Source organism: Acidisoma sp., from assembly GCF_965199065.1.
Classification (GTDB): domain Bacteria; phylum Pseudomonadota; class Alphaproteobacteria; order Acetobacterales; family Acetobacteraceae; genus Acidisoma.
In genome coordinates this window covers 1,370,046-1,395,736 of record NZ_CBDAQN010000001.1, presented here as the reverse complement: position 1 = coordinate 1,395,736, position 25,691 = coordinate 1,370,046, and the positions used below count along the sequence as shown (strand labels likewise).

At 67.7% G+C, this 25,691-nt stretch carries 24 protein-coding genes and 1 tRNA gene; 12 read left to right on the top strand and 13 right to left on the bottom strand.

Translation table 11 applies throughout. The features are described from left to right. Positions 1-2 precede the first annotated feature (2 nt). On the bottom strand, positions 3-281 hold the full coding sequence (locus ACOEQ1_RS06555) for a hypothetical protein (RefSeq protein WP_419758390.1): 279 nt from the start codon (positions 279-281) through the stop codon (positions 3-5). Between ACOEQ1_RS06555 and ACOEQ1_RS06550 the strand changes: the two genes are divergently transcribed. The 6 genes from ACOEQ1_RS06550 (at position 265) to ACOEQ1_RS06525 (ending at position 5,662) form a co-directional block, all read left to right on the top strand. After that, positions 265-1,011, top strand: coding sequence for a peptidylprolyl isomerase (locus tag ACOEQ1_RS06550; RefSeq protein WP_419758389.1), 747 nt, complete (start codon positions 265-267; stop codon positions 1,009-1,011). The genes ACOEQ1_RS06555 and ACOEQ1_RS06550 overlap by 17 nt on opposite strands. 12 nt (positions 1,012-1,023) lie before the next feature. Then, positions 1,024-2,259 (top strand): bifunctional glutamate N-acetyltransferase/amino-acid acetyltransferase ArgJ, encoded by a 1,236-nt coding sequence (gene argJ, locus ACOEQ1_RS06545; RefSeq protein WP_419758388.1) that lies wholly within the window; start codon positions 1,024-1,026, stop codon positions 2,257-2,259. Beyond that, on the top strand, positions 2,240-3,250 hold the full coding sequence (gene mutT / locus ACOEQ1_RS06540) for an 8-oxo-dGTP diphosphatase MutT (protein ID WP_419758387.1): 1,011 nt from the start codon (positions 2,240-2,242) through the stop codon (positions 3,248-3,250). Before argJ ends, mutT begins: the two co-directional genes overlap by 20 nt. Before the next feature lie 39 nt (positions 3,251-3,289). Further along, positions 3,290-4,042, top strand: coding sequence for a competence/damage-inducible protein A (locus ACOEQ1_RS06535; protein WP_419758386.1), 753 nt, complete (start codon positions 3,290-3,292; stop codon positions 4,040-4,042). A gap of 88 nt (positions 4,043-4,130) precedes the next feature. Continuing rightward, a complete protein-coding gene (locus ACOEQ1_RS06530) occupies positions 4,131-4,364 on the top strand; it encodes a hypothetical protein (RefSeq protein ID WP_419758385.1) in 234 nt (77 codons plus the stop codon). A gap of 8 nt (positions 4,365-4,372) precedes the next feature. After that, on the top strand, positions 4,373-5,662 hold the full coding sequence (locus ACOEQ1_RS06525) for a threonine/serine ThrE exporter family protein (RefSeq protein WP_419758384.1): 1,290 nt from the start codon (positions 4,373-4,375) through the stop codon (positions 5,660-5,662). Positions 5,663-5,683: 21 nt separating this feature from the next. Here the strand turns inward: ACOEQ1_RS06525 and ACOEQ1_RS06520 are convergent, their stop codons facing one another. Then, positions 5,684-6,661: a peptidase M14 gene (locus ACOEQ1_RS06520; RefSeq protein WP_419758383.1), complete on the bottom strand. Its 978-nt coding sequence runs from the start codon at positions 6,659-6,661 to the stop codon at positions 5,684-5,686. Next, positions 6,658-7,851, bottom strand: coding sequence for an acetylornithine deacetylase (gene argE, locus ACOEQ1_RS06515; RefSeq protein WP_419758382.1), 1,194 nt, complete (start codon positions 7,849-7,851; stop codon positions 6,658-6,660). The genes ACOEQ1_RS06520 and argE overlap by 4 nt, the downstream gene beginning before the upstream one ends. Positions 7,852-8,070: 219 nt before the next feature. Here argE and ACOEQ1_RS06510 point away from each other — a divergent pair, with 219 nt between their 5' ends. Together ACOEQ1_RS06510 and ACOEQ1_RS06505 are read left to right on the top strand one after the other, a co-directional pair. Then, positions 8,071-8,985 (top strand): mitochondrial fission ELM1 family protein, encoded by a 915-nt coding sequence (locus ACOEQ1_RS06510; RefSeq protein ID WP_419758381.1) that lies wholly within the window; start codon positions 8,071-8,073, stop codon positions 8,983-8,985. 57 nt (positions 8,986-9,042) lie between these two features. After that, entirely contained in the window at positions 9,043-10,941 is a 1,899-nt protein-coding gene (locus tag ACOEQ1_RS06505) for a hypothetical protein (RefSeq protein ID WP_419758380.1), read from the top strand. A 9-nt stretch (positions 10,942-10,950) separates the two neighbouring features. Here ACOEQ1_RS06505 and ACOEQ1_RS06500 read toward each other — a convergent pair. Continuing rightward, positions 10,951-11,025, bottom strand: a tRNA-Val gene (locus ACOEQ1_RS06500). Between the two features lie 155 nt (positions 11,026-11,180). On the opposite strand from ACOEQ1_RS06500, the gene ACOEQ1_RS06495 reads away from it, so the two are divergent. From ACOEQ1_RS06495 to rpoH, 4 genes are all read left to right on the top strand, one after another. Beyond that, entirely contained in the window at positions 11,181-12,203 is a 1,023-nt protein-coding gene (locus ACOEQ1_RS06495; RefSeq protein ID WP_419758379.1) for a hypothetical protein, read from the top strand. Between the two features lie 116 nt (positions 12,204-12,319). Beyond that, on the top strand, positions 12,320-12,628 hold the full coding sequence (locus ACOEQ1_RS06490) for a DUF883 family protein (RefSeq protein WP_419758378.1): 309 nt from the start codon (positions 12,320-12,322) through the stop codon (positions 12,626-12,628). A 14-nt stretch (positions 12,629-12,642) separates the two neighbouring features. Further along, positions 12,643-13,155 (top strand): hypothetical protein, encoded by a 513-nt coding sequence (locus tag ACOEQ1_RS06485; protein ID WP_419758377.1) that lies wholly within the window; start codon positions 12,643-12,645, stop codon positions 13,153-13,155. A 318-nt stretch (positions 13,156-13,473) separates the two neighbouring features. Continuing rightward, positions 13,474-14,364 carry an RNA polymerase sigma factor RpoH gene (rpoH, locus tag ACOEQ1_RS06480; protein WP_419758663.1) on the top strand — a complete coding sequence of 297 codons (891 nt, stop codon included), beginning with the start codon at positions 13,474-13,476 and terminating at the stop codon, positions 14,362-14,364. Between the two features lie 55 nt (positions 14,365-14,419). On the opposite strand, the gene ACOEQ1_RS06475 is transcribed toward rpoH, so the two are convergent. The 9 genes from ACOEQ1_RS06475 to ACOEQ1_RS06435 form a co-directional block, all read right to left on the bottom strand. Next, positions 14,420-15,637, bottom strand: a complete 1,218-nt coding sequence (locus ACOEQ1_RS06475) for an MFS transporter (protein ID WP_419758376.1) — start codon at positions 15,635-15,637, stop codon at positions 14,420-14,422. 59 nt (positions 15,638-15,696) lie between these two features. After that, positions 15,697-17,103, bottom strand: a complete 1,407-nt coding sequence (locus ACOEQ1_RS06470; protein ID WP_419758375.1) for an MFS transporter — start codon at positions 17,101-17,103, stop codon at positions 15,697-15,699. A 15-nt stretch (positions 17,104-17,118) separates the two neighbouring features. After that, a complete protein-coding gene (locus ACOEQ1_RS06465) occupies positions 17,119-17,580 on the bottom strand; it encodes a YcgN family cysteine cluster protein (protein ID WP_419758374.1) in 462 nt (153 codons plus the stop codon). A 28-nt stretch (positions 17,581-17,608) separates the two neighbouring features. Beyond that, positions 17,609-18,481 (bottom strand): cytidine deaminase, encoded by an 873-nt coding sequence (gene cdd / locus ACOEQ1_RS06460; protein ID WP_419758373.1) that lies wholly within the window; start codon positions 18,479-18,481, stop codon positions 17,609-17,611. 6 nt (positions 18,482-18,487) lie between these two features. Beyond that, positions 18,488-19,132 (bottom strand): PqiC family protein, encoded by a 645-nt coding sequence (locus tag ACOEQ1_RS06455; RefSeq protein ID WP_419758372.1) that lies wholly within the window; start codon positions 19,130-19,132, stop codon positions 18,488-18,490. Then, the gene (locus tag ACOEQ1_RS06450) at positions 19,129-20,859 is read right to left on the bottom strand and encodes an intermembrane transport protein PqiB (protein WP_419758371.1); all 1,731 of its coding nucleotides are present in this window, start codon (positions 20,857-20,859) and stop codon (positions 19,129-19,131) included. Before ACOEQ1_RS06450 ends, ACOEQ1_RS06455 begins: the two co-directional genes overlap by 4 nt. Next, positions 20,856-22,280, bottom strand: coding sequence for a paraquat-inducible protein A (locus ACOEQ1_RS06445; protein WP_419758370.1), 1,425 nt, complete (start codon positions 22,278-22,280; stop codon positions 20,856-20,858). Before ACOEQ1_RS06445 ends, ACOEQ1_RS06450 begins: the two co-directional genes overlap by 4 nt. A gap of 147 nt (positions 22,281-22,427) precedes the next feature. Then, positions 22,428-23,804, bottom strand: coding sequence for a class I SAM-dependent RNA methyltransferase (locus ACOEQ1_RS06440; protein WP_419758369.1), 1,377 nt, complete (start codon positions 23,802-23,804; stop codon positions 22,428-22,430). Further along, positions 23,785-25,545 carry a DEAD/DEAH box helicase gene (locus ACOEQ1_RS06435; protein WP_419758662.1) on the bottom strand — a complete coding sequence of 587 codons (1,761 nt, stop codon included), beginning with the start codon at positions 25,543-25,545 and terminating at the stop codon, positions 23,785-23,787. Before ACOEQ1_RS06435 ends, ACOEQ1_RS06440 begins: the two co-directional genes overlap by 20 nt. Between the last annotated feature and the right edge of the window lie 146 nt (positions 25,546-25,691).

The following is a 25,691-nucleotide window of genomic DNA, read 5'->3' as shown; positions in this document are numbered from 1 at the left end:
GCTCAGGGGGCCCAGGCGCAAAGCGCCGCGCCCACGACCCCGGCAGCGCAAAGCGCCGCTCCCACGACCCCGGCGGCGCAAAGCGCCGCGCCCGCGACCCCGGCAGCGCAAAGCGCCGCACCCGCGACCCCGGCGGCGCAAAGCGCGGCACCCGCGACCCCGGCAGAGCAAAGCGCCGCGCCCTCGGGGACATCATCGGCAGCCCCAGCAGGCGGCGTGCCGACACCGGCAACAGGGACGCCCACCGATCCGGTCATCGCCACGGTGAACGGCGCGCCCATCCATCTGTCCGAGCTGTCGGAAATGACCCGCAACCTGCCGCAACAGCTGCAAGGCATGTCGCCCGATCAGCTTTACCCGATCCTGCTCGATCAGCTGGTCGACCAGAAGGCGATGTCGATCGCCGCCAAGAAGGACGGGCTCCTGGACGACCCGACCGTCCAGAAGCGGATCGAGATCGGCACTGAACAGGTGCTGCAGGCGGCGCTGATCACCAAGACGGTCGGGCCGCAGATCAGCGAAGCGGCAATCAATGCCGCATACCAGAAGGAATATGCGAACAAGCCCGGCGTCGAGGAAATCCATGCCCGCCATATCCTCGTGCCGACCCAGGCGGAGGCGCAGTCGATCATCAAGCAGCTCGACAACGGCGCCGACTTCGCCAAGCTGGCGCAGAAGTATTCGACCGATCCGGGCAGCGTGAACGGCGGCGACCTCGGCTGGTTCAAGAAGACCGACATGGTGCCTGAATTCGCCAACGCCGCCTTCGCCATGAAGGACGGGCAGATTACCCAGACGCCGGTGCACAGCCAGTTTGGCTGGCATGTCATCCAGGTGCTCGGCCACCGCGTCGATCCGGCGCCGACCCTCGCCTCCGTCCACGACAAGATCCGCAACGAGCTGATCCAGCAGGGCATCCACAACCTGCTGACCTCCGTGCGCAGCCAGGTGGCGATCAAGGAATATGCGCCCGACGGCTCGCCCTTGACCCTGCCAGCCGGCTCGCAGTAACGGAAAACCGGCATGGCCGCGATCACGGGCGTCTCGCCGCTGGCGGTGCCGCTGCCGAACCTCGGACCGATCGCGGGCGTGCGTCTGGGCGCCTCGGAGGCCGGCATCCGCTACAAGGGCCGGCGCGACCTCATGATGATGGTCTTTCCGCGTGGCACCACGGTCGCGGGCGTCTTCACCCGCAACCGCTGCCCGGGTGCGCCGATCGACTGGTGCCGCTCGGTGCTGGAAGCCGGGAAGGCGCGCGCGCTCGTGGTCAATGCCGGCAACGCCAACGTGTTCACCGGAAAGGCGGGCGTCGCCACGGTGAAGGCAACCGCGAAGGCCGCCGGCGCGCTGGCCGGATGCCCGGCGACCCAGGTGTTCCTGGCCTCGACCGGCGTGATCGGCGAGGTTCTCCCCGCCGAGCGTATCACCGAGGCGCTGCCGGCCCTGGCGGAGACGCTGTCCGAGGACGGCTGGGAAGACGCCGCCCGCGCCATCATGACGACCGACACCTTCCCCAAGGGCAGCACGCGCAGCGCGATCATCGGTGGGGTCGAGGTGACCATCAACGGCATCGCCAAGGGCAGCGGCATGATCGCCCCCGACATGGCGACGATGCTGTGCTTCATCGCGACCGACGCTGCCATCCCGTCGGCCGCGTTGCAGTCCCTGCTGTCGAAGGGCGTCGGCCCCAGCTTCAACTCGGTGACTGTGGATAGCGACACCTCCACCAGCGACACGGTTCTGCTGTTCGCGACCGGCGCGGCGGGCAATCCGCGCGTGCCGGAGTCGGGCGGCGCCATGCTGCGCGATTTCCGCCGCGCGCTGGACGAGGTGCTGCACGACCTCGCCTTGCAGGTGGTGCGGGACGGGGAGGGCGCGCAGAAGCTCGTCCGCATCACCGTGACGGGCGCCGCCAACAAGAAATCGGCCCGCGCCATCGCCTTCGCCATCGCCCATTCGCCGCTGGTGAAGACCGCGATCGCCGGCGAGGACGCCAACTGGGGACGGATCGTGATGGCCGTCGGCAAGTCGGGTGAGCCCGCCGACCGCGACCGCCTCGCGATCGGCGTGGGCGGCACCTGGATGGCGCGCAACGGCACCGTGGTGCCGGGTTACGACGAGGCGCCGGTGGTCGCGCACATGAAGAGGCGCGAGGTCGACATCGCCGTCGATATCGGTCTGGGGGATGGCGAGGCAACGGTCTGGACCTGCGACCTCACCCATGGATATATCGATATCAATGGCAGCTATCGAAGCTGATGCCCCCGCGCCGTCCTGCACCGAACTGACGACCGAACGGCTGGTGCTGCGGCCGCTGACCCCCGATGACGCCGAACAGCTCCACCGGCTGCTGAACGACTGGGAGGTCTGCCGCATGTTGCAGACCGTGCCATTCCCCTATCCCCGCCTGTTGGCCGACCAGTGGATCGCAGACTCCGTCGCCCAGCGGCAGGACGGTGCCGCCTATCATTTCGCGATTACCGGCGTCGAAACCGGTGGAGAGATTTTAGTAGGCGCGATCGGCCTCAAGCTGATGCCGGGACAGCGGCGGGCGACCCTCGGCTATTGGGTCGGACGGCGCTTCTGGGGGCATGGTGTGGCGCGCGAGGCGACGGCGCGCGTGGTGCGCTGGGCGCTGGCCAATCTCGATCTCGACTGCGTCGAGGCCGTGGTCGCGAACGATAATCCGGCGTCGGCCCGTGTGCTGGCGGCGGCCGGCTTTCAGGAGACCGGGGCCGGGCAGGAGGTCTTTCTGTCGCGGGGCGGCGGTACCCAGCCCGTGCGGCGGTTCGCGGCCAGCCGGGGGGATGTGTCCGCGGTGCCCGACCAGCCCAGCCCCGAAGCCGGAGGCGTGCCGCTGCTGCTGGTCGCCGCCTGCGTGCTGATCGACGGTTCGGGACGGGTGCTGATCGCGCGCCGCCCGGAAGGCCGCGCGATGGCCGGCCTTTGGGAGTTTCCGGGCGGTAAACTGGAGCCGGGCGAAAGCCCCGAAGATGCGCTCGCGCGTGAACTGCGCGAGGAACTGGGCATCGACGTGTCGCGCTCCTGTCTGGCGCCCTTCGTGTTCGCGTCCCACGCCTATGAGCGGTTTCACCTGCTCATGCCGCTTTTCCTGTGCCGGCGCTGGCAGGGCACGCCGGTTCCGCATGAGGGGCAAACGATCCGGTGGGTCGCGCCGGACGAATTAGCCGACTATCCGTTCCTGCCGGCCGACCGGCCGCTGCTCCCCATGCTGCGCGACCTGCTGTAGGGTCTCGCGCTCCCGAAATCTGATGTGAGGCCGACACCCATGCCCAACCCCATTGCCTGCCTGCTGGTGATCGGCAACGAGATACTCTCGGGCCGGACCCAGGACATCAACATCAAGTTCCTGGCGACGCGGCTGGGAGAGCTGGGCATTCCCCTGCGCCAGGTGCGCGTCATTCCCGATGTCGCCGAAACGATCATCGGCACGGTGAACGAGGTGCGGGCGGCGTTCGACCATGTCTTCACCACGGGCGGCATCGGACCAACCCACGACGATATCACCGCCGAATGCATCTCTGCCGCCTTCGGGGTGCCTTGGGAGATCAACGAAGAGGCGTTCGCCATCATGAACGCCCGCTACCCGAAGGGCGAGTTCAACGCCGCCCGGCAGCGGATGGCGACGATGCCGCGCGGGGCCACGCTGATCGAGAACCCGGTTTCCGCCGCGCCGGGCTTCACCATCGGCAATGTCCACGTGATGGCCGGCGTGCCGCGCATCATGCAGGCGATGTTCGAGTGTCTCGCGCCGACGCTGGAGGGCGGTTCGCCGGTCGTCTCGCGCGCGGTCTACGCGATCGGGCTGCTGGAGGGCGCGATCGCGGCCGATCTCGAGGCTGTGCAGAAGCGCCACCCGGAGCTGGATGTCGGCAGCTATCCCTTCGCGCGCCCGACCGGGAACGGTGTGGCGATCGTGAGCAAGGGCACGGACGTGGCGGACGCGGAGGCGGCGACCGCGGAGGTGACGGCGATCATGGAGCGCCTGGGCCTGACGCCGATCCAGGGCGAGCCCGCCTGATCCTGAGGGCCAAACGCCCGATTTTCTCATGGCCAGGCGACGGCCTTGACGGCTACTGTCAAATGATCGGACAACGGAAGCAGACCGCGTGTTTCGCGAATTCTCCTGGTTCGTCGTTAACTTCTTTCTGTCCTGGGACTACGACCCGGATGGCCATCGGGACGGCGGATCGAGCAACAGCCGCAGCGTGATCGGGGCGCTCATCCTCCTCATGGTCCTCGTCCTGGTCGGGCTCTGGATCATCGACTCGCTGCGCCAGACGGATGCCCTCCAGGATTGTGTTCTGCAGGGGCGAACGAACTGCCTGCCGAGCTTGAGGTAGATAATCTCTTGGACGCCGGGCAAGCGCCGGAACGCCCCGAGCCGGGACAGGATGACGGAACGGCCGAGGCCGCCGCGCACTGCGCGCTCCAGGTCGGCCGCATCATGCTGCAGAACGGCGGCGATACCGGTCAGGTGCAGCTCGCGATCGAGCGCGTGGCGGCGGCCTTCGGCTTCGAGGCGCATCTGCTCGTCACCTATGAAGCGCTGCTGCTGACGCTCGTCGGCCACCGGTCCTTCAGGACCAAGGTCGGCAACCGCATTCCCGCGATGAATGTCGGCATGAGCGCGCTCGTCTCCGTCTACGGCATCCTCGACAGCATCGACAGCGGGGCGATGCGTCTGCCCGAGGCCCAGGCCGCCCTCGACCGCGTCGAGCGCGAGCCGCCCGCCTACAACCACGTGCTGGTGGCCGTGGCGCTCGGGCTGACGGCCGCCTCACTCAGCCGGCTGTTCGGCGGCGACTGGACCGCCTTCGCCGTCTGCTGGGTTGCCGTCTCCCTCGCGACACTGCTGCGCCAGGAGCTCGGGCGCCGAAGATTGAGCCCGGTGCTGGTCGCGTTCGTGGTCGCCTGTATCAGCGGCCTTCTCGGCGGCCTTGGCGCGCGCCTCCTCCACAGCGGCACGGCATCGCTCTGCCTCGTCGCGCCGGGGATGGTGATCGTGCCGGGCGTGCCGCTCATCAACGGCGTGCAGGACATGATCCGCAACCATGCGAGCACGGGGATGGCGCGGATCGGCTTCGCCTTCTTCGTCATCGCGGCAATTGGCCTCGGCCTGGAAGTGGCGTCCTCGGTGGCGGGCGTGCCGCTGCCGCTGGACGCACCGAGCCTTCCGGTGCCGCTGGCGCAGGACGCCATATTTTCCGCCTTGGCGGCGCTCGGCTACGTGTTCCTGTTCAGCGTGCCGCTCCGCTTCGCCTGGGCCTGCGTGCTCTGCGGATTGTGCAGTCATACGGTGCGGTCGCTCTGCATGGATGCCGGGCTCGATATCGTCGCCGGCACGCTGATCGGCGCCCTGGTGACGGGCGGCCTCGCGGCTATCTTCGCGCGACGGCTGGGCGCGCCGGCGGCAACCTTCGCCTTTCCGGGCGTGGTCGCGATGATCCCGGGCGTCTACGGCTTCCGGACGGTCACCGGCGCCTTGAGGATCGTGAGCGCCGGCCAGGTGCCGCCCGCAACGCTGATCGACGCGACGGTAGCGCTCGCGGTGACAGTGTTGCTCATGACGGCAGCCATCACCGTCGGGATCGCGGCGCCCCTCGCTCTCGGCGCGCCGGCCCGGAGCCACGGCAAGTAGGCGGCGAACGAGACCGAGCCGCTACGCCACCCGCGCCAGCCGCACGGCGGTGTGCCCACGGCTCGGCCGCAGGCTTGGCATCACCAGCAGGCAGTTGTCGTAGGGCGTGCGGATATCGGTCGATCCGTCCACTGCAATGAGCGTATCCCGCCGGCGGATGATCTGCCCGCCGCGATAAGGCTGCACGAACGCGAAACCGGCGGTCTTCGCTGTCACGACGGTGGTGACCTCGGCGAACACACGCGGAGCCCTCGCTGGCGGCGGCAGCCGCGGTTCATCCGGCGCCACCATGCCCAGCTGCCGCAGCACCCCGGCAATCGCGCGGATCGTGGTTTCAACCGTCTCCCGCTCCCAGTGCTGTCCCGCCTCGACCAGATTGGCGGTGGGACCGCTGCCCTCGTCCGAAAACATCGCGTAGTCGATCAGACGACGCCCGTTGCTGTGCCCCTCGTCCGCGATGACCAGCCCCGGCGCGCCGATGCCTTGGGCCAACTGCCGCCCCTTCGGCGTCCGTCCGCTGAGGATGAGCGGGTCCGACGGCCACAGCATCGAGTGCAGGTCGAACAGGATGTCGGCGGTCTCGATCAGAGGGCGCATCTCCCGCGCCCGGTCGAGTTCCAGGGAGCGCCGACCGCCGCCGAGCGAACTCACGTCCCAGACGCGGTTGAGGTCCTCCTCGACGTAACGCGAGGCGATCGGGTCCGCGGGGTCGAACCGGGCGAAGGCCGCCAGGTTGGCGAAGCCGAAGGTCAATCGTCCGCACAAAGGCTGCAAATCGTCGCGAAGTAGACGGTCGAGCGCGATGGCGCCCGCCAGTTCGTTGCCGTGCATCAGCGAGACGAGAATGAGGTGCGGTCCCGGCCGGCGGCTGTCGCGGGTCGTGAAGCCCCGCACACCCGTATTCCCTGCGAGCCACGGCTCGATGTCGGGCGGCGTCACGGCGACATCGAAATGGGGCAGGGAGATCGGGGCAAGCCCGGACGGCAGCACCGAGTTCATCGGCAGGCGCGTTCGGCCATGCGTCGGATGAAGCGGTCGCAGGCCGCCAACTCGCTTTCGGCGATCCACTCATCGCCCTGATGAGCCTGGGCGATGTTGCCCGGCCCGCAGACGATCGTCGGGATGCCCGACGCGTCGTAGAGGCCGGCCTCGGTGCCGTAGCTGACGCGCCCGGCGCCGTTCGCGCCGGTGGTCTGCCGGACGAGATCGGCGAGCGGATGCCCCTCGTCCAGAGAGAGCCCGGGAATCCAGTTCAGGACGTCGAAGCTGAAGCCCGCGGCGGGATCGACCGCCTTCATCGCCGGCTCGATGGCCTCCGCCACATAGGCGCGGAAACGCTCGACCTCGTGGAAGAAGTCGTCGCCCGGCACCGTGCGCCACTCCATGTCGAACCAGGCGAGATCGGGGATGATGTTGATGACGGAGCCGCCGCCGATGACGCCCACGTGGCAGGTGGTGTGAGGCGGATCGTAGCCCGGCACGAACGGTCCGCTTGCCGCGAAACGCCGCGCGTCCCGCGTCACCCAGTTCACCGCTTCGGCCACGGCGGCGACGGCGTTCACGCCGCCCGCCGGATTGGCGGAGTGGCCGGCACGGCCGCGTGCCGTGACCCGCATCGCGAGCCGTCCCTTGTGGCCGGTGATCGGCTGCATCAGGCTCGGCTCGCCGACCAGGCAGAGGTCGGGCTTCCAGCCGCTCTCGTCGATGTCTTCGATGAGCCGGCGGGCGCCGTTGCAGCTGACCTCCTCGTCATAGCTGATGAAGAGATGCACGGGCCGGGGAAGACGCGCCGCCTGGAGATCGGGGACCGCCGCGAGGCAAGCGGCGACGAAGCCCTTCATGTCCGCGGTGCCGCGTCCATAGAGCCGGCCACCCTCGCGGCGCAGGGTGAAGGGGTCGCTCGTCCAGCTCTGTCCTTCGACCGGCACCGTATCCACGTGCCCCGACAGAGCGAGGCCACCTGGCCCGGCCGTGCCGATGATGGCGTGGATATTCGCCTTCTCGCCCGTCTCGTCGTGGCTGAGCCGGTAGCGGACGCCGAGGCCGTCGAGATAGCCGGCGACTGCCTCGATCAACGGCAGGTTGCTGTGGCGGGAGGTGGTGTCGAAGGCGACGAGCCGCGCCAGTATCTCGACCGTCGTGGGTCCGGCGGCGGTGCGGGGAGCATCTGCCAGCAACATGTTCTGCATAACGGCTTATCCTATACCGGCCGGCAGTCTCGGCAACTGGAGATGTCCTGCTGCCGCCGCGCCTCGAGGCTCTGTGCATGAATACGCGCTAATGCAGAGGGTGGAGCCGTTGACGTCCAGGGCGAGCAGCATCACAAGGCCGGGATGTCATCCCTGGCGTCCCCGCCTGCAGCCGGTCTCTCCATAGTCTCGCCCGGCACCTCCCCATCCTCGTGGATTTTGACGGAGCCTTACGCCGGGCTTCAGGCGCAGGCGCTGGGGCTGGCCGAAGCGGCCGGGCTGGCGCCGCTCGTGCGGACATTGAAACCCAGATGGCCATGGAGCCTCATCTCCGCGCCGCGCTGGCCCTGGCCGCTGCACGCCGTCGAGCGTGAGGCATTGGCCGGGCCAAAGCCGGAGCTGGTGCTGAGCTGCGGCGGCATGGCCGGGGCAGTGGCGGCGGCATTGCGCGGCCCTGAGCGGCGCGTCGTGCATGTGCAGCACCCCCGCATGGCGCTCGACCGTTTCGACCTCATCGTCGTCAACCGGCACGACCAGGTGACCGGGCCGAACGTCATCGTGACCCGCACCGCGCTGCATCGGGCGACGCCGGCGCGGCTTGCCGCGGCAGCCGAGCTATGGCGCCCGGCTCTCGCCCATCTGCCACGGCCGCTGGTGGCCGTCCTGATCGGCGGCACCAACGGGCGCTTCCGGCTTGACGCCGCCGTTGCCGAAACACTGGCCGCCACGCTCGGCGGGATGATGGAGAGGGACCGTGCCGGCCTGATGCTCACGCCGTCGCGGCGGACGGACCCGGCGGCGACGGCTGTCTTCCGCGACCGGCTGAACCCGCTCGGGGCCTTCGTGTGGGACGGGACCGGCGACAACCCCTATTTCGGGATGCTCGCGCTGGCCGATATGATCGTCGTGACGATCGATTCGGTGTCCATGGTGTCGGAGGCGGCGGCGACCAATGCGCCCGTCATGCTGGCCCCGCTGCCCGGCCGGTCCCGCCGCATCGGCGTGTTCACCGATCAGATGATCGCAGAGGGCAGAGTGCGGCCGTTCGTCGGCCGCTACGACCACTGGCCGGTCGCCCCTCTGGACGATACCGCCGCGGCGGCGCAGGAGATGCGGCACAGGCTTGGCTTCTAAGGTGTTGTTTCGTCGATATAACGAGACCGTTCGCGAACAAAGGCAGTGCCACGACCGATGCTCGATATTCAGACCTTCGACGCCCTGAAGGGCGGCAACGTCTTCTACAAGGCGCTTGCCCATCCGCTCGCCGCTGAAGCCATGGGCCGGCTCGCGGCGCGGCTGGCCGAGGCCGGGCCGGTCGCCCTCTTCGATCCGGAGGCGGTCGCCGGCCCGCTGCTGACGATGTATCCGGCGCTGGGCATCGAGAGCCTGTTCGTTCAGGACGTGCAGGCCGTTGGCCGCGAGCGCGGCGGCCTCGTCGCGCGTCCGGTCACGGAACTGGCCGGGAGTGGCGCTCGCACGGTGCTGGTGGCGGGCTTCGACGCCCGACGGGTCGTGGGCCTGTTGCGTAGCCAGTTGCCCGAGGGAATGGCCGTGCTCAGCCTCGATGAGGCGCGCCTTCCCGAGACGCATCTGACCAACACGCGGCGCTACCTCGACCCGCTGAACTTCGCCATGAACTTCGCCTTCTTCCGGGACCAGGACGGGCTCTCCACGCGGCTCGTCACCGCCAACTACTGGGCGGGCTATGGCGCAACGGCGGTGCGCTTCTGGTTGCGCCTGTTCGATGGCGCGGGCGGGGCGATCGCCGATTGGGAGGAGCCTGCGCCGGCGGGGGCAGGGGGCATCGTCTTCAACAGCCGGGACATCCGCGCGCGCTTCGGGCTCGGGCCGTTCACCGGGCAGTTGTTCGTGCATGCGATCGGCGTGGCCGGTCATGACATCGTCAAATACGCGCTCGACACCGTCGGCGGGGGCAACGAGGCAAGCTTGTCCTGCACCCACGACGCCAACGCCTGGCCGTCCAGCCGGTATGCCGGCCTGCCTGCGCCGCGCGCCGATGAGAGGGTGGTGCTCTGGGTGCAGAACAGCCACGGCTCGACGATCCCGGCCGGCGCGATCGCGCTCGACCGCATGGGCGCCGAGCAGCCGGTGGCGCTGGCCGAGCCCATCGGACCCTTCGCCAGCCGCGCGGTGGACGTGGCGGAACTTCTGCCCGGTCTTCGCTGGCCCGAGCAGGTGGAGGTGAGGGCCGGGCGGCATGTGGTGCGGCCGCGCTACGAGGTGACGCGCCTTGGGCGCACCCGCATCGCGCACGTCAATGTCGAGCGGGCCGACCTCGTGCCGGACCCCGGCATCCGGACGCTGCCGCCGCAGCTGGGGCGCGGCTTCCTGCTCCCGTTCCCGATCCTGCCCCGCGCGACCTATCGCAGCATCGTCCTGCCGACGCCGATGGCGGAAAGCGAACGGACACTGCCCCTGCGCCTCGACATCTTCGACGCCGAGGGCAACCTCCTCCGCGAGCACTTCCTCGGCTGCCTGCCGCGGGACCATGCCGTGGCGGTCGATTTCGACGACCTGCTCGACAGCGCCGCGCTCAGCGACATCGGCGGCCATGCCGACCTCGTCTACGATTTCCGCGAGGGCGGGGAAGCTGACGGCTGGCTCCACGCCCTCGTGCGCTACGAGCGGCGCGACTGCGACCATGTCGCCGAAACCAGCTTCGGCGCCCATATCTTCAACACGCTGATGACCTACAAGGGCGAGCCGCAATCCTACTCGGGGCCGCCGCCGGGGCTGACGACACGGCTGTTCCTCAAGCTCGGCGAAGGCGACCGGCACAGCTACACCCACCTCATCTACCCGGCCTCGGGGCCGTGGCATGCCCGCTCCGATACGCGCCTCGTGCTCCATGATGGCGCGGGTGCGGTGCTGGCCGAGGAAGGCATCACCATCGCCCGTTCGGGTTCGGCGCTGGTGCGCCCGGACCTGGTTTTCACGCGCGCGCTGATCGAGACGGCGGGACCGGCAGGCTACGTGCTGATCCGGGACCGGACGTGCCGGCTATTCGGCTACCACGGTCTGGTCGATGACCGGGGCGCGTTCTCGCTCGACCACATGTTCGGGTTCTGACGAGGAGACTGGTGGGTGCGACAGGGATTGAACCTGTGACCCCCGCCGTGTGAAGGCGATGCTCTACCGCTGAGCTACGCACCCAGTCCGTCCGCGGAGGCCGGTTCTCTAAGGTCTTTCGCAGGTCCGGGCAAGCCCCTCGGCGACCGCTGCCGGCTGCCATACCCTGTTGGCGCTGCGGCCGGCTCTCTGCTAGCGAGGGCACAGTTGCAAATGGCAAACGAACAGGCAGGTCAGTCATGGTCAGCGCCGGCGAGATAGCGTGGCAGAACAAGACGATCCCCGGCGCCAGCGACTTCCGGGGCGTGCTGGTCATGGGCCTGCTCGCGGCCTGGTTCTACTTCGTCTGGCAGTTTCTGTCCCTGCCGCCTTTGGCGGCGTTCAAGGCCGGGCTGCCGCCGCTGCTGCGCTTCGCTCTGGCCAAGGGTCAGTACATGCCGGACTTCGGCATGATCGTCGCGGGGTGCGCCGCCTTTCACTTCCGCCGGGAACTGCGCCGGGAATGGGAGCGGCCGGTGGCGATCCAGGTCTACTTCGCGGCGGTGGTTCCGCTGATCGCCTACCTGGCCGTGGGCGTGGCGCTTCTGGAGGCCGTTCATCTGGCGGGACCGGCCCATGCCGTCGTGCTGCCATGGCAGGACCGGCTGATCGAGGTCCAGTTCCTGGTCCTCGCGACGGCGATCGTCTTCGCGTTCCTGTGGCCGGTCTTTCTGTATTGGATGTGGACCGCGCCGCTCGACATCGGCTTCACCGGGCTTGTTCTCGCCCTCATCTATACCGGCATGAGCCTGACCCTGGGCTGGCACAGACTGGCCTATATGTGGCCGTCGGCCGCGCTCGCCGACTTCTTGCTGGGCGTATGCCTCTGCACGAGCATGTTTCGCGGCGTCGTTCATTTCGGACCAGTGCGCGGTCCGGTCATCATTCTGGGCTGGCTGGCCATGCTCGTCTGCTCGATCTTGGCAGGAGCCGGGCTGTTCTTCCTCGGCTTTATCATGATCGTGGCCGGCGGCACGCTCGGCGAGCGGCCCTGGTTCCTGCCCGGCGAGCGCGCCCTGCTCCTCTGGTCGAGAACCGCACTCGCCATTACCGTGGTGCAGCCCGCGGTCTTTGACGCCTGGCTGATCTGGGGCCAGTCCTCCAGCGGCGTCGGCTGGCTCACGTTTCTGGCGCTGGCGGCAGCGGCTCAACTTCTTGCAGTCGCACTCTACCTGGTCATCGAAATGCCGGCGCGACGCCTTACGCCTGTGATGCCGGCGTAGGCTCGGGAGCGCCCAAAGGTTATTGCCTTTTAATCTTCACCCCCCAGATCAACCGCATGTCAGGGCGCCAGGAGAACCGGCGCCGTTCCTGTCCGCTATTCACGAGGGGTAACTTTATGAGCGATTTCCAAGCCGAGACGGGTCCCGAGGCCAAGCGAGTCGCCGACGATGTCGCCGCCCTGAAGCAGGATATGGCATCCCTCATCAAGCAGATGAAGGATTATGCGGTGCGCGAGGCCAATCGCCTGAGCCAGGACACAGCCGACAAAATCTCGGGCCGTGCATCCGACCTCTACGGCACCGTCTCCGACACCAGCAAGAGGTCGGCCGATGCGATCACCGCCCGTGTCGAGGAGCAGCCGATCTCCAGCCTCCTGATCGCGTTCGCGGCGGGCTTCATCTTCAGCAAGATCCTGACGCGTTGAGGCGGTAGCAGTTTATGGCCAACTTGCAGCGCCTGCTACGTATCGGCCTCGCTCTGGCCTTCAACCCGGCGCGGATCGTGGAGGATGTCGCCGGTGCCGCGCGACGGACCGCCATCCTCATCGTCTGTGCTCTGGTCGCAGCCCTGCTCCTGCTTCCTGCCGCCGGATGCGCGGCGGCTGGCCTGTGGATCATCGTGCAGCACGATCTCGGTCCCGTCTGGGCGGCTTTCATAACCGCGGCCGCTTTCGTCATCCTGGCCGTGATCCTGCTGCTGGTCGGTATCATCGCCTCCAAGAAGCCCGCCGTGGACCTGAGGCGCGACAACCCGCCCCGCCAAATGGGCGCAACGGCTGCCGCGCTGCCCGCAGCGCTCGCTGCTCTGACGGCGCCGAAGGATGTGGCTGCCGCGGGGCGAGGCTTTTTCAATCGCCACAAGGGCACGGCCCTGCTGACGGCGGCGATCGTCGGGCTGGTCATGGGGCAGGACCTGTTGCGGCCCGGTTTCCGCCGCAAACGCGCTCGCTAGCTGGATGGTCATGATGAGGCGGACGAAGCTATTCGTCTGCCTCATAGCGGGCCTGATACGACGGAATCCATTTAACGGCGGCCGGTGATCACGGTATTGTTCGTGAGGTGTGAAATCGCTCGCGTCCGTCAACTGACACATCACCGAACGGTTACTGCCGCTGACGGGGTAATCGCTGGCTCGTGATGGGACGGCACGGGGTTTCAGTACGTATACAAGGTCAACAACTTGACCGGCTTCGGTCCGAAACGGCGCTGACTTCAGGCCGCGATCGTCGAAGAAGAAAAGGAGTCTGTTATGGCCCTTGGCATGATCAACATGGCTCCCGAAGGTAATCTCTCTCGTTATCTTCAGGAAATCCGTAAATTTCCAATGCTGACCGCCGAGGAGGAGCTTTCCTTGGCTAAATCCTGGCGCGACAACAACGATGTCGAGGCCGCCCACAAGCTCGTTACATCCCATCTCCGCCTCGTCGCCAAAATCGCCATGGGCTATCGCGGTTACGGCCTCCCGGTTGGCGAACTGGTGAGCGAAGGCAACGTCGGCATGATGCAAGCCGTGAAGCGCTTCGATCCCGAACGCGGCTTCCGTCTCGCGACATACGCAATGTGGTGGATCCGTGCCGCTATTCAGGAGTACATCCTGCATAGCTGGTCTCTCGTGAAGATGGGCACCACGGCCGCGCAGAAGAAGCTTTTCTTCAACCTGCGCCGTCTCAAGGGCCAGATGCAGGCGATCGACGACGGCGATCTTCGCCCGGATCAGGTTGCCCATATCTCTCGGATGCTCGCTGTGCCTGAGCAGGACGTGGTCAACATGAACCGCCGCCTTTCGGCGCCCGATCACAGCCTGAACGCCCCGGTCCGGATGGACAGCGAAGGCGAGTGGCAGGATTGGCTGGTCGACGACTCGGAGAGCCAGGAAGACTCCATGGCCGACCGCGAGGAGATGACCGATCGCAAGGCGCTTCTCGCCAACGCGCTGAAGACCCTGAACGAGCGCGAGCGGCATATCCTGATCGAGCGGCGCCTGAAGGATGAGGCGACGACCCTCGAGGATCTGTCCCAGCAGTATCGCATTTCGCGCGAGCGGGTGAGGCAGATCGAGGTGCGGGCTTTCGAGAAGCTGCAGAAGTCGATGAAGACGCAGATCGCCGACCGCCGGCAGCTGATGACGAAGGACACCGACATCGCCCGCATCGCCGCGTAGGCGATTTGCGATTGCTACGAGAGGCCGGCCCGGCAACGGGCCGGCCTTTTTGCGTCTAGAGAGGCACGCTGCCGGACGCTGCCGCAGCACGATGGACAGCCCGCCTGTCCTGCCGGCGACGTTGAGCCCGAGCCTCAAGCCACAGGGCATAGAGAATGAGGACCAGCGCCAAGGCGCTCAAAGCGCTGCCGAACCACGGCAGGCGGGAATAGCCCACGCCCGCGGACACCATTACTCCGCCGAAGGACGCCCCAAGCGCATTGCCGAGGTTGAAGGCGCTCTGGTTGAGCGTCGAGGCGAGGCCTGGGGCCGCGCGGCCTTGATCCACCACCCGCATCTGGAGCGGTGAGCACACTCCGAAAGCGAGCGCGCCCCAGATCATGATGGTGATGACCGCGGGAACCGCACTGTGGCTGGTCCAGGTGAACGCGGCCTGCACCACGACGAGCATGCAGAGCATGATGACGATGGACGCCATCAGCCGCCAATCCGCCGCCCGGCCGCCCGCAAGGTTGCCAAGGGTGATGCCGACGCCAAAGAGCAGTAGCGCGATGCTGACGCCATGCGGCGAGATGCCGGACGCGGTCTCCAGCAGCGGCGTGATGTAGGTGAAGACGGTGAACAGCGAGGCCGAGCAGATCGTGCTGACCCCCATCGCGAGCAGCACCTGCGGATGGCTCAGCGCGACCACCTCGCGTTTCAGGCGCATTCGCCGTGCCTGCCGCACTTCGGGCACCCAGATCAGCAGGGCTGCGAAGGCCACGATGCCGATGACGGAGACGGCCCAGAAGGTGGATCGCCAGCCGTAGGCCTGGCCAAGGAGCGTGCCGAGCGGAACGCCCAGGACATTGGCGAGCGTCAGCCCCGTGAACATGAGCGAGATTGCTCTGGCACGCTGGTGCTTCGGCACCACCTCGGCCGCGACGATGGCGCCGATCCCGAAGAACGCGCCGTGCGCGAGCGCCGTGAAGATGCGCGCCGCCATCAGCGTTTCGTAGCCGTGGGCCAGCGCGCACAGCGTGTTCCCGAGGATAAAGATCACCATGAGGATGAGCAGCGAGAGCCGGCGCGGGAACCTTGCCATCAGGATCGCCATGAAGGGCGAGCCGATCGTCACCGAAAGTGCGTAGCAGGTGACTAGCTGCCCAGCCTGCGGGATGGATACCGAGAGATTTTTCCCGATTTCCGGGAGCAGCCCCATGATGACGAACTCGGTCGTGCCAATCCCGAAGGCGGCGGCGGCCAGAGCAAGCAGGGCTGGAGGCAGGGCCAAGGCACGAACTCCGCATCCGGGTGTGCCCCACTATAGCGGGAAGATGGCCGGATCGAGGCTTATTGTGCGGGTGCGAAGTCCCTGACAAGCAACCGCAGCCTGAGGCCCGCGAGCACCGCGCCGATGCCGACCACGACCCCCACGGTGAAGCAGAAGAGCCCCGCTTGCGCGACTACCGCAGGCGGTGCCCGGTCGGTCAGGCCAGCCGAATTGGCGGCGACACCGCCGAGGGCGGCGCCGATTGCGAGGCCGGTTGAGAGCACCGTCGGCAGCATCGCGGAGGCGCGGTCGCGGTCACCGGGGCCGGCGCGGGTCATGATCGCCTGGCTGAGAAAGCCCCAGCTCAAGCCATAGCCGGTGCCGACGCACACGAGGGACGCCATCAACAGCGAGAGCGACTCCGATGGCATGGCGACCATGCCGGCGCCAAGGCCGAGGGCCAGCAGCGTCGGTCCGGCCCAGAGGCAGGAGGAGGACAGCGAGGCGGGAATGCGGCTCGCCAAGACGCCGATGATGCTCCAGGTGATGTAGGGAGCCGCGCCCAGGATGCTCGCGGCCAGTGGCCGGAAACCCCAGATCCGCTCCAGCATCAGGATGGTGTAGGTGGTGGGGCCGGTGCTCGCCGCCGGCATCAGCAGGACGACCCAGAAGGCGAGGCCCAGTGCGGAGCCCCAGGAGAATGCGCCGGCCGGCAGGAGCCGGTTGAGCGCCTGCTGGTCGCGGATCGACAGGACAACGAGAAGCCCGATGGACGCCAAGGCGCTCGCGGCGCGCATCCAGAGCTGCGGTTCGATGGCCGCGAGCGACAGCAGCAGGATGGCGAGGCCCACGCCGAGGAGCCTCGCCATGGCCAAACCGTGGACAGGAAGCGCGCTCGCGCGGCGCGGGATATTGACGCGGACGAGCAGCATGAAGGCGAGGACCATCGGCACCTCCGCCAGGAAGGCGGCGCGCCAGCTCAGCGCCTGGGTGAGGAAGCCGCCAAGGATCGGCCCGGCAGTGGAGCCGCTGGCCCAGATCACCGCCTCGATCCCGAATACAGCCGGGATGAGCGCCGCTGGAAAGACCTCCGGGATCAGCATGTAGGTGAGGCCGGAGATGGCGCCTTCCCCGAGACCCTGCAACACGCGCCCAACGAGCAACAACCAGATGTCAGGCGCCAGGCCGCAGGCCAATGTACCCGCGAGGAAGCAGGCGGCGGCCCATTGCAGGGCATCGGCCGTGCCGAGGCGGCGCTTCAGCTGCGAGGCGAGCGTGCCGGCCACGATCGCCGCGATGAGGTAGAAGGTGAAGCCCCAGCTGATCAGGCCGAGGTGCCCGAGGGACTTGATGGCCGACGGCATGCACGCCGCCACCAGAAACGCCGAGAAGGCGTAGAGGGCGGACCCCAGGCTGAAGGTCGCCAGATAGATCCCGTATGGCCGCGCAAAGAGCGCCCGGACATCCGTGCGGGCGTCACCGGCCACAGCGGTGATCGCGCATCAGCGCAAGCGTGGCGCGCGAGGGTTTCGCCCGGGCCAATCGGTGACGTGGTCCTCCAGCATCCCCGCATCCCGCTCGCTGATGATGCGGCCGCGCGCCGACGCGCCGGAGGTGACGACGGTATCGCTCGTGCCCGAGCGGAGCGGGTGCCAGGACGGCAACCCGCGCCCCTCCTCGATCCGGCGGTAAGCGCATGATGGAGGCAACCAGTCGATCTCCCGCAGGATCGCGGGCGTCAGCTGAATGCAGTCGGGAACCTTGGCGAAGCGGTTCTCGTAGTCCGAGCATCGGCAGGTCGCGGTGTCGAGCAACCGGCAAGCCACGTTCGTGAAGGAGAGCGCCTGCGTCTCCTCGTCCCGCAGTTTGTGCAGGCAACAGCGCCCGCAGCCGTCACAGAGGGATTCCCATTCCTCTGCCGTCATCTCGTCGAGCGTCTTGGTCTGCCAGAAGGGCGCGGTCATGGCGGAGCTTATAGCAGAGAGTGGCGCATCAGGTGGAGGGTGCGACACGCCACGTCAGGGCATCGCAGCGGGCGAGAGGCGCGACGCTGCCCAGCAACCGGCGCGTAGATGATGCGTGGTCAACCGCTCCATCCGCCGGCGCCGCGATCACGGCCCGGCGGATGGACCCGTAGTCGCGCCCCGCGGCGATGAGGTTGATGAGCGCCGCCTGCAGCGGCGGCAGACCGGGGTTGTAGGCGGCATTCTCGATCGCGGCCCCGCTGACGATGGCCCCGTCGTCGAGTTGCAGAACCACGGCGGAGGGGGCGCGACTGTATGGCGCATAGGCGCGCCCGCCAGCGGCTTCGAGCGCCGCCCGCAGGTCCGCAGAGACATCGCCGCCATCCTGCAACTGCAACGGTGAGCCGGAGCGCGGATCGACGCCGCTTTCGCCTAGATCGGTGGGCGTGAAGCTCCAGGGCAGCAACTCGGCCAGTGTCAACCGGTCGCCGGACGGATCGAGGATGATCAGCCGCTCGCGCCCGGCGAATTCGGCCATGAACTGCCGGCAGTGGCCGCACGGCCGGGCGGAGACGGCAACGAGGTCGAGATTCGCGCCACGGTGATACGCGCGGGAGAACAGGAACTGCTCGGCGTGGATGGTGTCGGTTGCAGGCGCACCGCCAAACTCCACGTTGGCGCCGAAAACGAGCGCGCCCGTGCCGATTTCGCGGCCGACGGCGCCGACGCGAAATCCCGACATCACAGGCCGCGCCAGGGCCTGCGCCTCCGGCAACAGGGCGAGCATCAGCGCCTCGACCGTCGGCAGACCAGCCCGACGCATGAGATCGGCCACCGCAGGTCCAGGGATGACTTGCCCGTCCTCCGCGCTCGTGCCGATCATTTGGCTGAGGTCGGCCACCCAGGCTCAGCCGCCTGAGCCAAGCGGCAGATGATCCCACGTGCGCGCGAGAAGGTGCGCGATGTCGCTGGCCGCCGCGCCCCAGAGGGTGCTCATGCTCGCCACGATGTTGGCGACGACGGGCTCATTGGCCGGCCCGCTCTCCTGGATCGTGCGGGTGACGATGATCTGCAGCGTCTCCCCGCTGCGCACCGCGACCTGCATTTGCAGCGTCATCGTGCCGTCGGGGTTGGGGTCGAAGCGCAGCACGTTGGTTTCCACGATGAGGTTGGGGCTGGCGCCGATCGAGCCGCCGGAGCCGATCACCGAGGTGCCGGGCATCCGCTGCGTCAGATCCTGCACCAGCGTCGCCTGCAGCATGTCCGCGAACGGTTCGGCCCAGATGTCGTTGCTGTGGATATCGAGCTTGAAGTCGCCGGCGCTCTTCACGACGCCCTGGCGATCGAGATAGCCGGGGATGCTGATGCTCCGCACCTCGACGCTCGGCGGCCCGTGGCTGACGGTCGGTCCGGAGGCCACGCCCAGCCGGTAGTAGTTCGGGTTGGGGGAGCTGCAGCCGGCCAGGGCAGCGAGGCTCACCGTGCCGAACAGAGGAACGATCGCCGGCACGGCGCCAAATATACGCAGGAACTGTCGGCGCTGGATTGTCATTGTCCACCTGTGGCGCGGCCGGTCCGGCCCAAGAGCAGGGCTTCCGGATGCCGGTCAATGAAATCGGCCAGATCCTTCACCGACCGCAATGCACTGTCCGCCTGATCCATGAGCTGCCCGAGGCTACGCTGGAAATCGGAATTGTTGCCGTAGCCGCGGTTGAGCTGCGTGATGGCCAAGTTGGTTCCGCGCAGCGTCGCCTGCAGATTGGCGGTGAGGGCCGGCAGCTCATGCAGCGTCGGCGCAAGCCCATGATCGGTTGTCGCCACCAGATGCTGAACGCTGGTGAGCGTGGCCGAAAGCGCCGTGAGCGCGTTCTTCACCTGCTCGCCGCCAAGCGTCTCGTTCGAGGTCACGAGCAGCTTGTTCAGATTGGCGCCGATCTGGTCGAAGGGTATCGCGGAAACCTTGGTCATGACCTGAGACGCGGCGGTCAGGATATCGGTGGCGCCTCCGCTCGCGGTCGGCAGCACGAGCGCATCGCCTTCGTGAGTGATCGCCGCATGACCGGCATCGGGCTCGAAGGCGAGCGCCACGTCTTTCTGACCGGTGATGAAGCTGCTCGTTTCCAGGTCGACCCGCAGGCCGCGATCGACCATCCGCTGCAACACGTCGAGCGGCTTGAGGCCCGGGCTGAAGTCCGAGCTGCGAACCACCCGGTCCGGCTGCAACTCCATGGCGACCCGAACCTTGGCGAGGCCGGTCATCGGGTCGAGGAGGAACTTCACGTCGGTGACGTAGCCCACCTGGATGCCGAAGATCGTGACGGGCGTGCCGCGGCTGACGCCTGCGACCGATGTCTGGAAATAGGCGACCGTGCTGATCTGATGCTGGTAGCCGGCGGCCTCCGCATCCTGCTCGGTCGGGTAGAGGTGGAAGGTCGCGTTGTTGGCGCTTGCCTGCGCGTCTGCCTGATCGGCGGGCAGGTCGAAGGTCACGCCACCGGCGAGCACGGCTTCCAGCGACTGCAGCTGGACGCGAAGGGTGCCCCCTTGCACGCCGATGCTGATGCCGGACGAGTCCCAGAAGTGGCTGCTCGACTTCACCAGCTTGTTGAAGGGAGCGCGGACGAAGATGTTGATGGTGACAGGCCCGATGCCGTCGCCGAGATCGTAGCCGAGCACTTCGCCGACAACCACGTCCCGATAGAAAACCGGAGAGCCTGAGCTGAGCGAGCCGACGCTGTCCGCGTGGAGGACATACGTGCTGCCAGGCTCATCCGAACGGACGCCGGGCGGCTCCTCCAACCCTGTATAGTGCGTGTCGTAGCGGCCGCCCGGCCCGCCAGGGTCGACGCCGATATAGGCGCCGGACACGAGCGTATCGAGCCCCGAGAGGTTGGTCACCGAGAGGCGCGGCCGCACCACCCAGAAGCGGGCATGCGTCGTCAGGAATCGCACGCCGACGCTGTTCATGCGCACCTTGACGACGACGTGGCTGTTGTCAGGGCTGAGGTCGATGCTCTCGACGGTGCCGAGCGCCACCCATTTGTATTTGACCTGCGTCTGCCCGACCGCCAGCCCTTCGCTGTTGTTGAAGGTGATGGTGACCAGCGGCCCCTGCTGCGTGATGGTGCGGTAGCCGAGGTAGATCGCGATCACCGCGGCGATGATCGGGATGATCCAGACGAAGGAAAAGCGCCTCTGGCGAATGTGGACCGCGGGCGGAGGCATGTGGCGCTGGGGCGGCTGTCCGTCGACGGCGGGCGGGCGTTCAGGATCGGTCATGCATGGGCATCCTTTACGCTGCCGGCGTCCTTGATGTTGCCGCCGGGCGGCTGGATCACCGCGGACGGCGCCGGCACAGGTCCGGGCTGAGGCGCGGGTTCACGCCCGCGCCGCACATCCCACATCAGCCGCGGGTCGAAGGCGATGACCGCGAACATCGTCAGGACGACGACGGCGGCGAAGCAGGGCGCACCGGTCTCGGCGTAGACGTTGGCGAGTTGCCCGAACCGCACGAGCGCCACGAGGATCGAGATCATGAAGATGTCGATCATCGACCAGCGGCCGATGAAATCGATCACACGGAACGCGCGGGTGCGGAACAGCAGACGCGTGTCGCGCCGCCGCTGCGTCTGGATGAGCAGGAAGGCGAGAGTTGCGAGCTTCATCAGCGGAATGGTGATGCTGGCCAGGAAGACGAGGGCCGCCAAGGGCCACAGCCCGTAGGCGACGAGTTCCTTGATGCCCCCGAAGATGGTGAAGGCCTGGGACTTGGCGAGCTGCGTGATGTTCATCACCGGATAGATGTTGGCCGGGATGTAGAGGAAGACGGCGGACAGCACCAAAGCCCAGGTGCGGTTGACGCTGTCCGGCTTGCGGGCCCGCAGGATGGTGTGGCAGCGCCTGCACGGGTCGCCCGGATCACCATGGTTTACCAGATGGCAGGTGTGGCAGCCGATGACCTCGGGGTGCGCCTGCACCTCCTCCGCGGTCCGGCGTGGCGCACGGGCGGCCTGCGGATGGCGACGGTGGAAGCGCTCGTCCGCCTTAATGTCCGCTCGGGTCTCCGCCTCCTCCAGCGCCCGCCAAACCGCTTCGTGATCGATGGCGCCGTCCGCCGCGGCCATCGAAACCATGAGGCCGATGAGCGCATAGAGAGACGTATCAAGCTCGACATGGGCGATTGCGATGAGGCGCGTGTAAGCCACCAGGAAGCCCAGCAGATAGACGTCGATCATCGACCATGGCGTGATGCGGTGGTACCAGCGGAACAGCAGAACCATCAGCCGGGCAGGAACGGCGCGCGTCTCCAGCCCAATGAAGGTGACGAGCATGATGCCGAGCTTCACGCCGGGGAAGACTGCGGTCACGGCCATGACCAGAACGCCGAGCCCGGTGTAGCCTTGCAGGATGAGGTTGTCGGGGCCTGTCTCCAGGCGCGCGAGCTGGAAGCGCCCATACGACGAGATTTCGAGGAAGGGCGCGACCAGCGCGAACAGGTAGAACATGAGGCCCGCGATGCCGCAGGCGATCGGGAATCGTAACGGGGCGCGCAGCATTCGCCACAGCGTCTTGCCGCACCGGGGGCATTCGGCGACGAGACCAGGCGCCATGTCGGGCAATGTCGAGAGCAACCCGCAATCCGGGCATTCCCGCCAGTGATCCAGCCTGTCGAGCGCCTCGGCCTCGGCTAGGTCTGGCATACGGAGCTTCTGGCGCGCAGCGGGAGCGTCCTTCGTTCGATGCCGGCACAATACCCCGTCCGGGTGTGGCGCGTCTGGGGACGGATATGGGAGTAAGTCATGAGATGGCGAGAGCCCGGCGTCAACTTCGGTGGCGTTCCGCGGCTTTCAACGAGGCGGGCGAAAGCTTGGCCTGGGGCGGGGCGGGCGGGCGAAGACCACGACGCTTTCGAGCCGACTCGACCACAGGAACTGGTCAATCGGGTTCGCCGACACCAGGGCGAAGCCCGACCGCTTCAGGACCGCGGCATCCCGCGCGAGCGCGGCCGGGTTGCAGCTGACGTAGATCACGCGAGTCGCCGAGGAGGCGGCGATCGCCTCTATCTGGGTCAACGCGCCGCTGAATGGGGGATCGAGCACAATGGCGGCCGCCTCACGCAGCTCCGGCTCGCCCAGGGGTTGCCGGTTCAGGTCGCGGCGATGGACGAGAATGGTTCCGTGCAGGCCAGCCTGACCGGCAGCGCGTTCCAGTGCGGCGGCGGCTCCGGCGTCTCCCTCGTAAGCCGTGACCCGCGCATGGCGGGCGAGGGCAAAGGTCAGCGTGCCGCAGCCGGCATGCAGCTCGACCACGCGGTCCTTAGGTCGCAGCCCCGAGGGCAGCCCGCCGACGACGGCGGCGGCGATCGCGGCCGCGCCATCCGCGGTTGCCTGAAGGAACGCCCCCGGCGGCGGCGATACCGGAACACCGGCGAGGTCCACCGACACAGGCCCGAGCTGAGCCGCAATCTCGATCGTGTCTTCGCCGCGGGCCCAGGCGACGCGCCGGATACCTTCGGCGTCGGCGAAGGCTGCGAGGAGCCGGCGATCCGATGCCGCCAATTCTCCATCCGTCCGCAGCAGGAGATCGGGCCCGGTATCGAGCAGGTTGATCGCACAGCTCGAATCGCGCTTGATCGCTTGAAGGCGCGGAATGATCGCCCTGAGCGGGGCCAGCAGAGCGACAATCGCGGGCGCGGCGACCAGGCAAGTCTCGATCGGCACGATCTCGGCCGAGCGCACCATGTGGAAGCCGAGCGCCACGATCCCCGCCTGCTTGCGGATGGCGAGATCGACCCGGCGGCGCGTCGCTGGAAGGCACTCCGCCAGCGGCGCCAGCGGTGCGTCGGGGTAGCCCGCTTCTGAGAGGGCGGTAGCCAGTTCCGCCACCTTCCAGCGATTGAGCGATGCCCGGTCCCAATGCTGGAGCGTACAGCCGCCGCAGCGGCCGAAATGGGGGCAGGGGGGTACGACCCGCTCGGTGCTGGCCTCGAGGATGGTTTCGGCTACGCCCGCCATGCCGCCGCCGCGACGGCTCAGGGGCCGGGCTTCAACGATCTCGCCAGGCAATGTGTAGGGCAGGTAGAGCGGCCGACCGTCCGCAAGACGCCCAACCCCGTCGCCATCTCCGCCAATGCCGCTGATCCCGCTGCGGACGATGGTCCGCTGGGCGCTCACGAGCTCGGGGTCAGCACGTCCCGTGCCGGACTCAGCGCTGATCCTCGTCATCCTCGGGCTCGAGCGGCAGATCGGGGCCAGCCACAAAACCGGCCGCGTCGACACTTGCCGTGCCGGCGCCGCGGCGGCGGATCAGCATGAAGGCCGGGATATCGTCGCCGAAGCCGACCACGGGCGGTCCCCGATCAGGATCGGGCTGGCTGCGCCGCGGAGACTCCGCAGACGCCCCGTTGCTGCCCGAAGAGGGACGCGCGGCATCCGGCCGTTCGCGCCCACGCTGATCGCCTCGTTCACGGCGCGGAGACGGCGCCGCACCTCGGGATCTCGGTTCCGCTACGGCCGCGGGAGGCTGCACAGGCTCGGCCTGGGCGGCAGGCTGAACATTGACAGGCTGAGCGTCTGACGGCTGAGCGCCAGCAGGTTTCCCCGGCGCGGCGCCCTTCGGCTTTACCTTGCCCCTGCCTTTGCCACCGCGCCGGCGCTGATCGCCGCCCTCCGCCCATTCGAGCGGCTCGAAGCCCTCGACGTCCATGCGCACGATCGGCGCACCGGTCAGTTTCTCGATGGCGACAACGGCATCGCGCTGATCCGGCGTCGCGATCGTGAAGGCGCGGCCCTCGCGACCGGCACGGCCGGTGCGGCCGATCCGGTGGACATAATCCTCGGCGTGATGCGGCACGTCGAAATTGAAGACATGTGACAGACCGCCGATATCGATCCCGCGGGCCGCCACGTCGCTGCAGACCAGCAGCCGGATTTCGCCGGCCCGGAACTTCTCTAGCGTCGAGAACCGCGCCGACTGCGGCATGTCGCCATGCAGGGCGCCGACGCTGAACCCATGCCGCTGCAGCGACTTGTGGAGGATGTCCACGTCGCGCTTGCGGTTCGAGAAGATCAGCGCGTTCTGAACCTCCTCGTTGCGGATGATCCGGCGGAGCGCGCGGCGCTTGTCCTCCTCGGCGACGACCACGAGTGTCGAGGTGATGGTGGTCGCGACGGTCGCGGGAGCGGAGGTGGTGATTTCCTTCGGGTTCTGCAGGAAGGCGTCCGCGAGGCGGCGGATCTCCTTCGCCATGGTGGCGCTGAAGAACAGCGTCTGCCGGGTCGATGGCAGAAGTGAAACGATCCGTTCCACATCGGGGATGAACCCCATGTCGAGCATGCGGTCGGCCTCGTCGATGACGAGGATGCGCGTGTCTGAAAGCAGCAGCCCGCCGCGCTCGAACATGTCGATGAGGCGGCCGGGCGTCGCGATGAGCACGTCGACGCCGCGCATCAGCACCTCTTTCTGGTCGGACAGGCTTTCGCCGCCGATGAGAAGGGCGTGGTTGAGTTTGAGATATTTGCCGTAGAGCACGAAGTTCTCAGCGACCTGGAGCGCGAGTTCGCGGGTCGGCTCGAGGATGAGGCTGCGCGGCATCCGGGCACGCGCTCGCGACCCGGACAGGATCTCCATCATCGGCAGGGTGAAGCTTGCGGTTTTGCCGGTGCCTGTCTGGGCGCTGCCGAGGACATCGCGTCCTTGAAGGACGATGGGGATGGCCTGTTCCTGAATCGGTGTCGGGTGGATGTAACCCTTCTCGGCGATCGCGCGCAGCAGAAGATCGGACAGGCCTAAATCGGCAAACGTCGTCCTCGCCTCGGCCGGGGTCTCCCCGGGGCCGGAGCGATCCTCGGGGCCGGAGCGATCCTCGGCAGAATCGGACCGATCCTCGACAGGGGCGGACTCGACGATCGGCGGCGCAGCCGCATCCGTTTCAACGGGGCCGATCGTCGTCGATGATGAAGAAATTGGTGCATCCGCGGAGGATGCTGCGTGAAGTGACAAAGAGGATATGATCCTGTGGTGGTCTGGCTGGCAGTGGGTTGGCGATTGCGAGGCCTTGCCGAACGCCTGACGCTGGCGGCGGAAACGCAGGGCAGACGACCGTGCGCCGC

What these genes read in the sequence shown, in the direction of transcription:
- ACOEQ1_RS06495 (WP_419758379.1), top strand. Translation starts at nt 11,181, where the DNA reads ATGGTCAGCGCCGGCGAGATAGCGTGGCAGAACAAGACGATCCCCGGC.
- ACOEQ1_RS06485 (WP_419758377.1), top strand. Translation starts at nt 12,643, where the DNA reads ATGGCCAACTTGCAGCGCCTGCTACGTATCGGCCTCGCTCTGGCCTTC.
- ACOEQ1_RS06490 (WP_419758378.1), top strand. Translation starts at nt 12,320, where the DNA reads ATGAGCGATTTCCAAGCCGAGACGGGTCCCGAGGCCAAGCGAGTCGCC.
- mutT (WP_419758387.1), top strand. Translation starts at nt 2,240, where the DNA reads ATGGCAGCTATCGAAGCTGATGCCCCCGCGCCGTCCTGCACCGAACTG.
- ACOEQ1_RS06445 (WP_419758370.1), bottom strand. Translation starts at nt 22,280, where the DNA reads ATGCCAGACCTAGCCGAGGCCGAGGCGCTCGACAGGCTGGATCACTGG.
- ACOEQ1_RS06455 (WP_419758372.1), bottom strand. Translation starts at nt 19,132, where the DNA reads ATGACAATCCAGCGCCGACAGTTCCTGCGTATATTTGGCGCCGTGCCG.
- ACOEQ1_RS06535 (WP_419758386.1), top strand. Translation starts at nt 3,290, where the DNA reads ATGCCCAACCCCATTGCCTGCCTGCTGGTGATCGGCAACGAGATACTC.
- ACOEQ1_RS06505 (WP_419758380.1), top strand. Translation starts at nt 9,043, where the DNA reads ATGCTCGATATTCAGACCTTCGACGCCCTGAAGGGCGGCAACGTCTTC.
- ACOEQ1_RS06450 (WP_419758371.1), bottom strand. Translation starts at nt 20,859, where the DNA reads ATGACCGATCCTGAACGCCCGCCCGCCGTCGACGGACAGCCGCCCCAG.
- argJ (WP_419758388.1), top strand. Translation starts at nt 1,024, where the DNA reads ATGGCCGCGATCACGGGCGTCTCGCCGCTGGCGGTGCCGCTGCCGAAC.
- ACOEQ1_RS06555 (WP_419758390.1), bottom strand. Translation starts at nt 281, where the DNA reads ATGGGCGCGCCGTTCACCGTGGCGATGACCGGATCGGTGGGCGTCCCT.
- ACOEQ1_RS06520 (WP_419758383.1), bottom strand. Translation starts at nt 6,661, where the DNA reads ATGAACTCGGTGCTGCCGTCCGGGCTTGCCCCGATCTCCCTGCCCCAT.
- rpoH (WP_419758663.1), top strand. Translation starts at nt 13,474, where the DNA reads ATGGCTCCCGAAGGTAATCTCTCTCGTTATCTTCAGGAAATCCGTAAA.
- argE (WP_419758382.1), bottom strand. Translation starts at nt 7,851, where the DNA reads ATGCAGAACATGTTGCTGGCAGATGCTCCCCGCACCGCCGCCGGACCC.
- ACOEQ1_RS06440 (WP_419758369.1), bottom strand. Translation starts at nt 23,804, where the DNA reads ATGACGAGGATCAGCGCTGAGTCCGGCACGGGACGTGCTGACCCCGAG.
- ACOEQ1_RS06465 (WP_419758374.1), bottom strand. Translation starts at nt 17,580, where the DNA reads ATGACCGCGCCCTTCTGGCAGACCAAGACGCTCGACGAGATGACGGCA.